Here is a 15,132-nt window from a genome sequence, read left to right as displayed (position 1 = left end):
TATAAGTAATATTTATTTGACCGAAAACGTTTTTTTAATTAACTTCATACCTAATATGGGATTAATGCCTATACCTTCTCAAATTATAAAAACGATGAATTAGAGGCAATGATATGTTATATAACCAGCATCATGAAAAAGATAACTGCGGATTTGGGTTAATTGCTCACATTGAGGGGCAACCAAGTCATAAAGTGGTGCGTACTGCAATTCACGGGCTTGCTCGTATGCAACACCGTGGCGCGATATTATCGGATGGTAAAACCGGTGATGGATGTGGTCTTTTATTACAAAAACCTGACCGATTTTTTCGTCTAGTCGCCGAGGATGCCGGTTGGCGTTTAGCGACGAATTATGCAGTAGGCATGTTGTTTTTAAGCCAAGATGAAGCCGAGGCGCAAGCTAGCCGTGAGATAGTCGAAGAAGAATTAGCCGAAGAAACCTTATCTATTTTAGGTTGGCGTGAAGTGCCGATTGATAAAAGTGTTCTGGGTGAAATCGCACTTGCATCGCTACCAAGAATTGAACAAGTTTTTGTTAATGCACCAGCTGGTTGGACAAAGATTGATTTAGAGCGCCGTTTGTATATGGTTCGCCGCCGCATTGAAAAACGCGTACAAGACGATACATTTTATGTTTGTAGTTTCTCAAATCAGGTCAATATTTATAAAGGCTTATGTATGCCTAAAGATTTGCCTCGATTCTATTTAGATTTGGCCGATATTCGTATGGAAACCGCGATTTGTTTATTCCACCAACGTTTTTCAACCAATACCGTTCCACGTTGGCCATTAGCTCAACCTTTTAGACATTTGGCACATAATGGCGAAATTAATACTATTGAGGGCAATCGCCAATGGGCAAAAGCACGATCATATAAATTTAAAACGCCACTTATCCCTGATTTACAAGATGCAGCCCCATTTGTGAATGTCACTGGTTCTGACTCAAGTTCATTAGATAACATGCTAGAACTATTTTTAGTTGGAGGAATGGATATAGTGCGAGCTATGCGCCTACTTGTTCCCCCTGCATGGCAAAACAATCCAGACATGAATGAAGATCTACGTGCCTTTTTTGACTTCAACTCAATGCATATGGAACCTTGGGATGGGCCTGCTGGCATTGTTATGTCTGATGGACGTTATGCGGCATGTAACTTAGATCGAAATGGATTACGCCCTGCACGTTATGTTATTACCACAGACAAACTTATCACCTGTGCCTCTGAAATTGGTATTTGGGATTATCAGCCCGACGAAGTAGTTACTAAAGGACGTGTTGGTCCAGGTGAATTGTTAGTTATCGATACGGAAGAAGGCCGCATTTTACAATCTGCTGAAACCGATAATGATTTACAAAAACGTCATCCTTATAAAGAATGGATGACAAAAAATGTTAAGCAATTAATCCCATTTGAAAGCTTACCCGATGATAGCATCGGTTCGCGCGATTATGATGATACATTACTAGCAACCTACCAAAAACAGTTTGGTTATAGTGCTGAAGAACTCGATCAATGCATCCGAGTACTTGGCGAAAATGGGCAAGAAGCTACTGGCTCAATGGGCGATGATACACCTTTTGCGGTATTATCAAATAAGCCTCGATCAATTTATGATTATTTCCGCCAAAAATTTGCGCAGGTTACTAACCCACCTATCGATCCCCTGCGTGAAGCACACGTTATGTCACTTTCAACCAGTATTGGTCGTGAAATGAATGTATTTGCCGAAGCAGAAGGCCAAGCGCATCGAGTTGCTTTTAAATATCCTGTTTTAGTCTATTCGGATCTACAACAATTAACAGCGCTAGAATCACGTTACTACAAATCAGAAACATTAGATATCACTTATGAAATTGATGGTAGCTTGCGTGATGCTATTGAACAATTATGTGGTGATGCTGAAACAAAAGTTCGCAATGGCACCGTATTACTGATTTTATCAGATAAAAATATTGCTCCCGACCGTCTACCCATTCCAGCACCTATGGCAGTTGGGGCTGTTCAACAACGCTTAGTTGAAAAGAATTTACGCTGCGATGCCAATATTATTGTTGAAACGGCAAGTTGTCGTGATCCGCACCACTTTGCCGTACTTCTTGGTTTTGGTGCAACAGCAATTTACCCTTATTTAGCCTATGAAACCTTATCCCAAATGGTGGATAATGGTACGATAAACAAATCTCATCGTGAAGCGATAGTTAATTACCGCAATGGGATTAATAAAGGTTTATATAAAATTATGTCCAAAATGGGCATTTCAACAGTCGCATCTTATCGTTGCTCAAAACTGTTTGAAGCCGTTGGATTACATGAAGAAGTCGTTGAACTTTGTTTTCAAGGTGTCACATGCCGTATTAGTGGCGCTAATTTTGATGATTTTTCCCAAGACCAATTTAACTTATCAAAAAGCGCATGGTTAAGAAGAAAACCCTTAGAACAAGGTGGGTTACTTAAATTTGTCCACGGTGGTGAATATCATGCCTATAATCCTGATGTTGTGCAATCACTACAAAAAGCAGTCAATAATGGTAATTATGAAGATTACAAACGTTATGCTGATATAGTTAATCATCGCCCTATTACCACATTGCGCGATTTATTAAAACTCAATCCACCTGAAAATGCAACCATACCGCTTGAGCAAGTCGAACCCGAAGAATCATTATTTAAACGCTTTGATTCAGCAGCCATGTCCATTGGAGCACTCAGTCCAGAAGCGCACGAATCCCTTGCCACAGCGATGAATACACTAGGCGGATTTTCCAATTCAGGGGAAGGGGGTGAAGATCCTGCACGTTACAACACCATAAAAGTTTCACGTATAAAACAAGTTGCATCAGGTCGTTTTGGCGTAACACCAAGTTACTTAATGAGTGCTGATGTTATCCAGATAAAGGTAGCACAAGGCGCAAAACCGGGGGAAGGCGGTCAATTACCAGGTGATAAAGTCACACCATATATTGCAAAATTACGCTTTTCTGTACCCGGTGTGACATTAATTTCACCGCCACCACATCACGACATTTACTCGATTGAAGATTTGGCACAACTAATCTTTGATTTAAAACAGATCAATCCACACGCTATGATTTCGGTTAAACTCGTATCCGAACCCGGTGTTGGTACCATCGCAACAGGCGTTGCTAAAGCCTATGCCGACTTAATTACTATTTCAGGTTATGACGGTGGCACAGGGGCTAGCCCATTGACCTCGGTAAAATACGCCGGTTCCCCTTGGGAACTTGGATTGGTTGAAACACAACAATCATTAGTTGCCAATGGGTTACGTCACAAAATACGCCTGCAAGTTGACGGTGGCTTAAAAACAGGTGCTGATATTGTTAAAGCTGCTATTTTAGGTGCTGAAAGCTTTGGATTTGGTACAGGTCCTATGGTTGCTTTAGGGTGTAAATATCTACGTATTTGTCACCTAAATAACTGTGCAACTGGCGTTGCAACGCAAGACGAAAAATTACGTAGTGAGCACTATCACGGCCTGCCTGAAAAAGCGATGAATTACTTCCGCTTTATTGCTCGCAATACTCGAGAAGTCATGGCAGAACTTGGCGTAAGTCGTATTGTCGATCTAATTGGGCGCACAGATCTACTATTAGAACTTGAAGGGATCACCGCCAAACAACAAAAATTGGATCTATCAGGATTGCTAAAAACAGCAAAACCAATTGATGGTAAACCAGTTTATTGCGTTGAAGACAATAAACCATTTGATAAAGGTGTACTAAATAAAGAGATCATCACACAAGCGCAACAATGTGTTGATAATCGCCAAAGCAAAAGTTTCTATTTTGACATTCAAAATACTGACCGTTCTGTAGGCACTAGCTTATCTGGCTATATTGCCAAAAAATATGGCGATCAAGGTTTAGCAGCTGATCCTATTTCGCTCAATTTTAATGGGACTGCTGGTCAAAGCTTTGGCGTATGGAATGCTGGTGGCGTAGACTTAACGCTAACTGGGGATGCGAATGATTATGTTGGTAAAGGTATGACTGGTGGGCGTATTGTTATTCGCCCACCACAAGGTTCGGCATTTTTAAGCCATGAAGCAACCATTGCCGGAAATACCTGTTTATATGGCGCAACAGGCGGCAAACTATTTGCTGCCGGTCGCGCTGGTGAACGTTTTGCTGTGCGAAACTCAGGCGCAATTAGTGTGGTTGAAGGAATAGGTGATAATGGCTGCGAATATATGACTGGCGGTATTGTCTGCGTGTTAGGAAAAACAGGCATTAACTTTGGTGCAGGAATGACTGGTGGTTTTGCTTATATCTTAGATACAGACGGTGATTTCCATAAACGCATTAACAAAGAACTCATAGAATTACTCAATGTTGCTGATTACTCTATCCACGAAGAACATTTGCGTGGTTTAATCATGGAACATGCTCAACTTACGCATTCATCACGAGCTGAGGACATTTTAGCTAATTGGGATGACTTTGCTAAACAATTTGTCTTAGTCAAACCTAAATCCAGTGATGTCAAAGCCTTATTAGGGCACCGTAGTCGCTCATCAGCAGAACTACGCATTCAAGCACAGTAAGTAAGGAGAGCACGAAATGAGTCAAAATGTTTACCAGTTTATCGATTTACAACGTGTTGAACCGCCCAAAAAATCGCTAAACATTCGCAAAATAGAATTTGTTGAAATTTATGAAGGCTTTTCCGCCTCACAATCCCAAGCGCAAGCAGATCGCTGCCTAGCTTGTGGTAATCCTTATTGTGAATGGCGTTGCCCTGTACATAACTATATCCCAAATTGGTTAAAATTGGTTAATGAAGGTAAAATATTAGAAGCGGTTGAACTATCTCATCAAACCAATAGTTTGCCTGAAGTATGTGGACGTGTTTGCCCACAAGATCGCCTTTGTGAAGGCTCATGTACTTTAAATGCAGAATTTGGTGCTGTCACCATTGGCAATATTGAACGTTATATAACAGATACTGCGTTTAAAATGGGATGGAAACCTGATTTATCCAATGTTGAGCAAACAGGATTGAAAGTTGCCATAATTGGCGCTGGTCCTGCTGGTCTTGCTTGTGCCGATGTATTAGTGCGCAATGGCGTAACGCCTATCGTCTTTGATCGTCATCCTGAAATTGGTGGATTACTTACATTTGGAATTCCTGCGTTCAAACTTGATAAAGACGTATTAATCAATCGCAGACGTATATTTACTGAAATGGGTATTGAATTCCGTCTCAATACTGAAGTAGGCAAAAATATTCAATTAAATGATTTGATTAATGAATTTGATGCCGTCTTTGTCGGTACTGGTACCTATCAATCCATACGTGCAGGACTAAAAAATGAAGATGCCAACGGTGTTTATGATGCCTTACCATTTTTAATAGCCAATACCAAACATCTTATGAATCACCCACAAACCCAAGAGACACCATACATTGACATGAAAGGTAAGCGTGTTGTGGTATTAGGTGGTGGTGATACGGCAATGGACTGTGTACGAACATCTATTCGCCAAGGGGCAAGCGACGTCACCTGCGCCTATCGCCGAGATGAAGCCAATATGCCAGGTTCAAAACGAGAAGTCAAAAACGCCAAAGAAGAAGGTGCAAACTTCCAATTCAATGTCCAACCCTTAAGTATTGAAATTAATGGAATAGGACAAGTAACAGGGGTAAGAATGGTCAAAACTGAACTTGGTGAACCTGATGCAAAAGGACGGCGCTCACCAATTATTGTTGAAGGTTCTGAATTTATTCTACCTGCCGAAGCAGTAATAATGGCATTTGGCTTCAAACCCCATGCCATGCCTTGGCTGGCTGAGCATGGTGTTGATTTTGACCCACAAGGTCGAATCATCGCGCCAGAAGCCAACCGCTATCAAACCAGCAATCCCAAAATTTTTGCTGGTGGCGATGCTGTTCGAGGATCTGATCTAGTAGTCACAGCGATTAGCGAAGGGCGAAAAGCAGCCGAAGGAATCTTGGATTATTTGGACGTTTAATAATCATTTACTATTAAATTAATAAACCCGCTGATTGCAAGCGGGTTTATTTTTGAATGATAAATAACAATAAAGCTTAAGAAATTACGGAATGAAGATCATCGGTAAATTTATCTTCATCAACTGCTTTGTTATTACATTAATAGGATGTGATAATAAAACAAAGTTTAATCGAATACAGGCATTTAATGAATATTCTTCAATTATTGAATATGCCCCTTATTCAAGACATATAAAAAAATAAACTATCGCTACTTACTCTGATGATTTATTAGAAAGCATTACAACTATTTTGGGTGATAAAAAGGCAAGACTATATCATCTTATCATAATAGGAATGTGTATGGAGATTGCACAGCCGAAACAAGAATTTTAACAGACGATAATGAAGAAAATGCGGAAACAAAATTGGTGAATATAGAGAGAAAAATAGTACGTGGAATAGAATATTGGTAATGTAATCTTGCTTTGCTTAGATTTCTAATAAAACTAGAAAGCATCATCAAAACTTTCACGTACATTTTTGTTTAGGTATAAAATTAGTTATTTTGACTACTTTGGTTTAGGGTATTTTTATACACCCCCCACCCAATTCTCAAAAACCTTAATTTCACACAAAAAAACATTCAGAAAAACAATTGATTTTATTGAATTTTTATTTTGTCTTTTATAAAAACTGACTTCTTTTGTATCACTAAAAAGTTATTACAACTATTTTTATTGGCATCAGAATGTGCCCACCAAACAGGAACGTTTGGCAAGACGCTATTTTATCGGGAACAATTAGAGCTAGTGTATTAAAACCGAGCAACAAAGTCTGGTGGCTGTAGGCAACATTCGGCAATCATGCATGTGGTATGGATTTTTTATCATAAAAATCAATAAGCAGAGAATTTTCATCAACCGTTAATTTTATCCACAAAATTCTTAATTCCTCTATCTACCCTAAAAACATTCAGAAAACATATTGATTTTATTTGATTTTTTGTTTTCATTTAAATCAATGAATTATAAAACACGACATTTGTTTATTGGGTAGCCTTTTATATCTTTTTAACAACTTCAACCCAATTAGGCAATATATCAAATAGAATAAAATTAGGCATTTCACAAGTATTGATAAAAAGTATAAACTATAGCACTATTTAAATAGTCGAAATATCAATTCAACCATAAAGATAACATCATGCAAAAGTTTAATGTCAAAACCTTTCAGGGGTTAATTCTTACGTTACAAGATTACTGGGCGAATCAAGGCTGTACAGTGATTCAGCCTTTAGATATGGAAGTGGGTGCGGGGACTTCTCACCCTATGACCTGTTTACGTGCATTAGGCCCAGAACCGATAAATGCAGCTTATGTTCAGCCATCACGTAGGCCAACTGATGGTCGCTATGGTGAAAACCCAAATAGGTTACAACATTATTACCAATTTCAAGTTATCTTAAAACCATCTCCAGATAATATTCAAGAGCTTTATTTAGGTTCATTAAAAGAGCTAGGGCTCGATCCAACTATTAATGATATCCGTTTTGTGGAAGATAACTGGGAAAACCCAACGCTTGGTGCATGGGGGCTAGGTTGGGAAGTTTGGTTAAACGGTATGGAAGTAACCCAATTTACTTACTTTCAACAAGTTGGTGGTCTTGAATGTAAACCAGTTACAGGTGAAATCACTTACGGGCTTGAGCGCTTAGCGATGTATATCCAAGGTGTGGATAGCGTTTATGATTTAGTTTGGAGTGATGGCGCTTTTGGAAAAACCACTTATGGTGATGTGTTCCATCAAAATGAAGTAGAGCAGTCCACTTATAATTTTGAATATGCTAATGTTGAGTTTTTATTTTATTGTTTTGAACAACACGAAAAAGAAGCAAAGTATTTACTTGAGCTAGAAAAACCTCTGCCACTACCTGCTTATGAACGTATATTAAAAGCAGCTCACTGTTTTAATTTACTTGACGCACGTAAAGCGATTTCAGTTACTGAACGTCAACGTTATATTTTACGCATTAGAACATTAACTAAAATGGTGGCAGAAGCCTATTACGCATCACGTGAAGCACTCGGATTTCCTATGTGCCAAAATTCACACGCTAAGCAAAACGCATCAAAGTAGGATTTAAAAGATTATGCAAAAAACATTTTTAGTGGAAATTGGTACCGAAGAGTTACCACCAAAATCACTGCGCACATTAGCAGAAAGCTTTGCGGCTAATTTTATACAACAACTTGATAATGCGAATTTAGAGCATGGAGAAGTACTGTGGTATGCATCCCCTCGCCGTTTAGCATTAAAAGTTATTAATCTGAATGATACTCAGCCCGATAGCCAAATTGTTAAACGTGGTCCTGCAGTGAGTGCTGCATTTGATACTAATGGCAAACCAACTAAAGCGGCCGAAGGCTGGGCCCGAGGTTGTGGAATTACAGTTGATCAAGCCGAGCGAATACAAACCGATAAAGGCGAATGGCTTTCTTATACTCAACATCAACAAGGCCAACTTGTGGTTAATTTATTATGCGATATGGTTAAAACAGCACTAAGCAAGCTACCTATTCCTAAACCAATGCGCTGGGCAGCTCGCCAAGTTGAATTTATTCGCCCCTGCCATACTGTCACAATGCTTTATGGGGATGAGATTGTAGCAGGTACAATTTTAGATATTGAATCAAACCGAATTATTCGTGGTCATCGTTTTATGGGGGAACAAGAGTTCACTATCGATAATGCCGATCAATATCCCGACATTTTAGAACAACGAGGCAAAGTGATTGCTGATTATGACAAACGAAAAGCAATTATTAAACAACAAGCTGAAAGCGAAGCTGCTAAACTTAATGGTAAAGCCGACTTAACAGACAGCTTGCTTGAAGAAGTCTCATCTTTAGTTGAATGGCCTGTTGTATTAACGGCTAAATTTGAAGAACGTTTTTTAGAAGTACCGGCTGAATCACTGGTTTACACCATGAAAGGCGATCAAAAATACTTCCCTGTTTATGATAAACAAGGCAAATTATTACCAAACTTTATTTTTGTCGCTAACATTGAATCCAAAGATCCACAAGTGGTCATTTCCGGGAACGAAAAAGTAGTTCGCCCACGCCTTGCTGATGCTGAATTCTTTTACCAAACCGATTTAAAACAACGTTTAGAAGATCGCTTGCCTCGCCTTGAAACAGTCTTATTCCAACAACAGCTTGGAACAGTTAAAGAGAAATCAATTCGCATTGAGCTACTATCAGGCTTTATTGCTGAAAAAATTGGCGCAAATATTGAACAAGCGAAACGAGCAGGTAAGTTAACTAAATGCGATTTAGTAACCAATACTGTTTTCGAATTTCCTGAAACACAAGGTATTATGGGGCGCTATTTAGCGCTTAAAGACAGCGAAAATATTGAAGTAGCTACTGCAATTGAAGAACAATATAAACCACGTTTTGCTGGTGATGAGTTACCAAGTACTACGGTTGCTTGTGCGGTTTCTATTGCTGAAAAAACGGACACCTTAGCGGGTATTTTTGGCATTGGTCAGCATCCTAAAGGAGACAAAGATCCTTTTGCCTTGCGCAGAGCGGCTATTGGAATATTACGCATCATTGTTGAGAAGGCATTGCCGTTAGATCTTGTTGAATTAGCAAATTATGCCACATCGTTATATGGCGATAAGCTAAATAATAAAAATGTAGTTGAAGATATTGTTAATTTTATGCAAGGTCGTTTTCGAGCTTGGTATCAAGAACAAGGCTTTGCTATTGATACTATCCAATCAGTTCTAGCTCTTAATCCAACTAAGCCAGCTGATTTTGATGCGCGCGTTAAAGCAGTGACTCACTTTAGAACGTTGCCTGAAGCTTCGTCATTAGCGGAAGCGAATAAACGGGTGTCAAATATCTTATCAAAAACAGATATTGCGATTCCAGAGCAGATCAATGCAGCATTACTAGAAACGGGAGCCGAAGGAGAATTAGCTAAAAAATTGGCAATTTTAACCGATAAACTTGCGCCTTATTTTAACCGAGGTCGTTATCAAGAGGCTTTAGTTGAACTATCGTCGCTAAAAGACACTGTAAACACATTTTTTGATTCAGTCATGGTTATGGTTGGCGATGAAAAAATTAAACTTAATCGATTAGCACTGTTGAAAAAGCTACAAAACCTATTCTTAAAAGTCGCTGATATTTCATTATTACAGTCCTAATTTTAATCATTAAAAATCAATAGTGGTAACATCCTGTTGCCACCCCTATAAGGAATTTATATGGAGTTACAAACAAAACTATCTTTTTCTTTAATTTTTGAGCAATCGAGTAATTTTCTTTGTAATCGAATTAAACCAATTACTTTGGTTTGCCTAGTGTTAGCAGTAATTAATAATATCCTTACTGGAACTATATCTATTGATGAAGAGGCAATCAAAAATTTATATTTAGGGCACATAAATAGCACTATTTCACTCATAATAATGTTTACGTTAATGATAGGTATCATTCTTAAAGCAATTAGTATTGCTATGATTTCTAATCTATATACCAGCGATAGACTTAACTTAAATTTATTATTATCTAAAGCATTATCTAATTTATTAAATATTATTCTTTTTTATCTTTTTATTTTTGTAATTCTCTTGTTTGCAGTATTAATAGTAAGTATGGGCATTTTTATTTTAAAAATGTTGTTGCCTACAGCAATTTTATCAATCTTAATGATCTTAATAGTCTTTTTTTCAATTATATTTATAGCCATTTTTAGTAACTTCTTTTTTGGTTTGCTGGTTAATCCTAATAATAGAAGCTTTATGGAGCTAATCAATCTAAGCTTGACATTATCTAAACAGCATTGGAAACCCGCGTTACTTATGTTATTAACATTTTTGGCTTTTGAACTAATACTTGCTGGATTTGGGCTTTTATTTGGTGCAGTTGAAGTAGCAATTGAGAATTTAATAAATAGTCATATTGTTAGTATTCTAATTGACATTATGCTTTTCTTCTTTGCTATCATGTTAGACACTTTTATTGTCATCTTTTTTTATCGGCTTTATTCTTTAGCCACCGGTATAGCTAGCCCAAAAGTACCACCTAAAAATGATGAAAATAACAAACTCATAGTTTAATCATTTTATTTCCTTACCAGTTTAAGTTAGCAAAAGAAAGCTGGTAAGGATAACGTTTTCCCATATATTTTTTCATTTAGCTAAAATTAATTGGATAACAACAATGACCCCCGCCATAAATTTACTTAAAAAACTTAAAACGCAATTTAACATTCACCAATATCAGCATGATCCCAAGCAAACCCATTATGGGCAAGAAGCGGTTGATAAACTCGATCCCAGTTTAAATGTCACCGCATCACAAATATTTAAAACGCTGATTGTCAATTTAAATGGTAATAATAAAACATTAGCGGTATGCGTATTACCTGTTAATGAACATTTAGATTTAAAAAAAGTGGCACAGAGACTAAACTGTAAAAAAATAGATTTAGCCGATGCTAATTTAGCCCAAAAAGTAACGGGGTATTTGGTGGGTGGAATTAGCCCATTAGGTCAAAAACAACAACTTTTTACACTCATTGACAGTAGCGCCAACCAACACAAAACCATGTTTATATCAGGCGGTAGAAGAGGGTTAGAAATTGAAATTGCACCTCAAGATCTAGCTGATATATTGCAAGCCCAATTGACTGATATCACTATTAAACATAATTGATCACATTCATATTTAATAAGATTTATAGGGTAGATTCGTTGAGATGATGATGAAGCAGAAAATAAAAATAATCGACGTTCTTTGATATGCGTATTTTATTTTTTTAATTGATACAAAAATAATGAAATAACAAATTAAAGCGACAAGGTCATGAGAATATGCTCATGACCTTAAAACAACTCCCATCAATAAAATCGACAGAAAGGCAGCAAACTTATTTGATTGCTTCTTTTAAACTTTTACCTGATACAAATGCAGGCACTTTGCTTGCTTCAATTTTAATTTCTTTACCTGTTTTCGGGTTACGACCAGTACGTGCTTTACGCTCGTTGACTTTGAATGTACCGAAACCAACTAATTGAACTGGCTCACCTGCTTTTAATGATTCAGTAATAGCAGCTAACGTAGCTTCCAATGCTGTTTTAGCAGCTACTTTAGTAATATCAGCTTTGCTAGCAATAGCGTCGACAAGTTCTGTTTTATTCATGGATATATCCTTACATATTATTTTATTGTTAAAGTTAACATTATAAACAAAGCTAAAATCTAAAATCTAAAATTTAGCTTCGCTACTGTAAACAGTGTTTAGATTACATTGCGGTTAAATGTAGTCTATATTCATCTAATATTAAAGAAAAATTTAATAAAAAATAAAAAAATTACACTTTAAACCGCTTAACCGCACAAAAAAACACCAATATTACTTACTCCAGATGCTCGAATTTCATCTTTTAAGCCTTTTATCAGCTCAATCATCTCATTATTTTCATCACGTAATAATCGTAATATCTCCCACTGTAAATCAAATTCATCAATCACACTGGGTAAAGTTTGTTGCGCATCTGGTGAAAGATTAACATTAGTTTTAGTCATTTCAAATTCAGCAATGGTGGTTGCCGATATGCTACTTACTTTAGCGGTATGATCAGCCATTTCACCACTCAAATAAGAGTGTAAAACCTCACCAAGCGCCTGACAAGCATCGATAGCTGGGTAAATCATATAAGGACTGTCATCTGTTACCGTTGGAATGATAGCTTCTAATTTTTCAAGTTGTAAATCAAAATTGATTTTTGCCTCTTCAACTAATAGTGATTCCCAGACTAAATCCAGTATTTTTTTGTAGCTTTTAGCGACTTCTTCGGTATGTTGTTGTTGACAATAAAAAACCAAATTCGGGTACATACGTTCACATAAACAAACCATAAACAAACGTTGCTGCCAAGGGGCTAACTTTGCTAATCTTAATTGGACTGGATTTTTAATCATGACAAAACCTTTTGGGACCGTTGATGCACAGCATCAATCAAATACTGCACATGTTCTACAGGAATATCTTGATGAATACCGTGACCTAAATTAAAAATATGCCCATTATAAGCACCAAATTCTTTCAGAACGGCATCAACATTAGACTCGATTATTAATTTGCTAGCATAGAGGACTGACGGATCCAAATTACCTTGTATCGCAATTTTTCCTTTTTGGTGAATATCGCGCAAATTAACGCTCCAATCAACACCAATCGCATCACAACCTGTGTTGGCAATACTATCTAACCACAGCCCCCCCCCTTTTGTAAAAAGCGTAACAGGAACATATGAGCTGATATCGTCAGTTTTAATGCCTCGTTTTAATTTTGATAAGATAAGTTGCATATAATGCAGCGAAAACGTTTGATAGCTCTGATGGCTCAATACACCACCCCATGTATCAAATATCATTATCGATTGTGCCCCAGCTTCGATTTGGGCGTTTAAATACAAAGCGACGCTTTCAGCGAGCTTTTCGAGCAGCAAATGTAATACTTTAGGTTTGCTATAAAGTAAGCGTTTAATTTTAGTAAAAGCTTTACTACTGCCGCCTTCTACCATGTAAGTTGCTAATGTCCATGGGCTACCCGAAAAGCCAATTAATGGAACCTTACCATTAAGCTCTTTTTTGGTTAAACGAATCGCATCCATTACATACTTAAGCGATTGCTCAGGATCAGGGATCGGCAATTGCTCAATATCAGATAAACAGGATATTGTTTTAGCAAATTTAGGACCTTCACCCGCTTCAAAGTGCAAACCCAGCCCCATAGCGTCAGGAATGGTCAAAATATCAGAAAAAATAATAGCAGCATCAAGATCAAAGCGTTTTAATGGCTGTAGCGTCACTTCACAAGCTAATTCAGGTGTTTGGCACATAGTCATAAAATCGCCCACTTTTGCTCTTAACTGACGATACTCCGGCAGATAGCGTCCAGCTTGACGCATCATCCAAATAGGGGTGTAATCAACAGGTAAACATTGCAATGCACGCAAATAACGATCGTTTTTTAATTGGCTCATATCTTCAGCTCTTTAAATCAAGTGTTTATTTTGTCAAAGAAGTTTTAGGTAAGCAGCGTTTTAATATAACATCATCTCACTTAACTATTATTTATTTGTGATTTGAAGCTAAGGTTGTGATAATGTATTTTTTGCATAACAAATCAACGTTTCAGAAATATTTTGCATGACACTGCTTTCAGGTGCAAAACGATGCCAATATAGCATACGCCTTTGATATAGCCCTTCTGTTAAATTAACCAATTCACCATTCTTCAGCTCTTGTTCAATCTGTAACTTTGGTAGCATACAGCACGCAGAGCCTTGTTTAGCTAATTGCACAAACGCCTCAGATGAACTGGTGATATGACACACCACACTACCTGGGGTAAGGTTAAAATTTTCTTGTAAAAAAGCCTGATGCATATCATCTAAATGGTCGAATGCAACCGCTGGCGCTTTAAGTAAAGACGATCGCGTGACACCATTTGGAAAGTACTTTTTAGCAAAATCAGGAGAGGCAACAAAAATATAGTCTAATGCACCTAATAAATCAGACAAACATCCTGGTAAAGGGTTAGCTTGAATACTAATTGCACCAACGACTGTGCCTAAGCGTAGCAGTTCTAAAGTATGCTCTTCATCTTTTACCTGAATATCGAAACGTAAAATATTTTTATCTAAAACAGGCTTTAACGCTGGTAAAAGCCATGTTGCTAAAGAGTCAGCATTAATCGCAATCGACAATGACAATGGTGTAGTATTTTGTTCATTATCACCTAGCCATTGTTGTTCTAATAATTCAACTTGGTGTAGTAACCCCAAAAGGTGCTCGCCTTGTTTGGTTGCTTTTGGCGGAATGGTTCTCACTAATAGTTGTTGACCAAAAAAGCTTTCTAACTGCTTAATGCGTTGCGATACCGCGGGTTGTGTAATACACAGCTTATCAGCTGCTCGCTCAAATCCTCGTTCTTTTATCACTGCATCTAATGCTTGTAATGCTCTATAATCTGGACGCTTCATAATCTCTTTACTAATGATTTGATCACTGCTTGAATCTTCAAGCTACTTTAACATCGCAATAAGTTTTAAACATATCAAA

The 15,132-nt window shown here is 37.5% G+C and carries 10 protein-coding genes; 6 read left to right on the top strand and 4 right to left on the bottom strand.

The features are described 5' to 3' along the window. Window positions 1–113 precede the first annotated feature (113 nt). From gltB to ybaK, 6 genes are all read left to right on the top strand, one after another. Window positions 114–4,571: a glutamate synthase large subunit gene (gene gltB, locus A9G42_RS04060; RefSeq protein WP_065652720.1), complete on the top strand. Its 4,458-nt coding sequence runs from the start codon at window positions 114–116 to the stop codon at window positions 4,569–4,571. Between the two features lie 16 nt (window positions 4,572–4,587). After that, entirely contained in the window at window positions 4,588–6,000 is a 1,413-nt protein-coding gene (locus A9G42_RS04055; protein WP_065652719.1) for an FAD-dependent oxidoreductase, read from the top strand. 1,186 nt (window positions 6,001–7,186) lie between these two features. Further along, window positions 7,187–8,119 (top strand): glycine--tRNA ligase subunit alpha, encoded by a 933-nt coding sequence (gene glyQ, locus A9G42_RS04050; RefSeq protein WP_065566201.1) that lies wholly within the window; start codon window positions 7,187–7,189, stop codon window positions 8,117–8,119. A gap of 10 nt (window positions 8,120–8,129) precedes the next feature. Further along, window positions 8,130–10,202 (top strand): glycine--tRNA ligase subunit beta, encoded by a 2,073-nt coding sequence (gene glyS, locus A9G42_RS04045; protein ID WP_065652718.1) that lies wholly within the window; start codon window positions 8,130–8,132, stop codon window positions 10,200–10,202. Window positions 10,203–10,262: 60 nt separating this feature from the next. After that, window positions 10,263–11,117, top strand: a complete 855-nt coding sequence (locus tag A9G42_RS04040) for a hypothetical protein (RefSeq protein WP_065652717.1) — start codon at window positions 10,263–10,265, stop codon at window positions 11,115–11,117. A gap of 103 nt (window positions 11,118–11,220) precedes the next feature. Then, entirely contained in the window at window positions 11,221–11,715 is a 495-nt protein-coding gene (gene ybaK / locus A9G42_RS04035; RefSeq protein ID WP_065652716.1) for a Cys-tRNA(Pro) deacylase, read from the top strand. Between the two features lie 214 nt (window positions 11,716–11,929). On the opposite strand, the gene A9G42_RS04030 is transcribed toward ybaK, so the two are convergent. From A9G42_RS04030 to A9G42_RS04015, 4 genes are all read right to left on the bottom strand, one after another. Next, window positions 11,930–12,202, bottom strand: coding sequence for an HU family DNA-binding protein (locus A9G42_RS04030; protein ID WP_065566205.1), 273 nt, complete (start codon window positions 12,200–12,202; stop codon window positions 11,930–11,932). Window positions 12,203–12,390: 188 nt separating this feature from the next. Then, complete coding sequence (locus A9G42_RS04025; protein WP_065582320.1) at window positions 12,391–12,984, bottom strand: YjaG family protein; 594 nt, start codon at window positions 12,982–12,984, stop codon at window positions 12,391–12,393. Next, complete coding sequence (gene hemE / locus A9G42_RS04020; protein ID WP_065566207.1) at window positions 12,981–14,051, bottom strand: uroporphyrinogen decarboxylase; 1,071 nt, start codon at window positions 14,049–14,051, stop codon at window positions 12,981–12,983. Before hemE ends, A9G42_RS04025 begins: the two co-directional genes overlap by 4 nt. A gap of 108 nt (window positions 14,052–14,159) precedes the next feature. Further along, window positions 14,160–15,053 carry a LysR family transcriptional regulator ArgP gene (locus A9G42_RS04015; protein WP_065566208.1) on the bottom strand — a complete coding sequence of 298 codons (894 nt, stop codon included), beginning with the start codon at window positions 15,051–15,053 and terminating at the stop codon, window positions 14,160–14,162. Window positions 15,054–15,132: the final 79 nt, after the last annotated feature.

Origin of the sequence: Gilliamella sp. Nev6-6 (genome assembly GCF_001690605.1) — a bacterium.
Lineage (GTDB): Bacteria > Pseudomonadota > Gammaproteobacteria > Enterobacterales > Orbaceae > Gilliamella > Gilliamella apicola_C.
The sequence above is the reverse complement of the archived record's forward strand: the minus strand, read 5'-3'. Positions and strand labels throughout refer to the sequence as shown.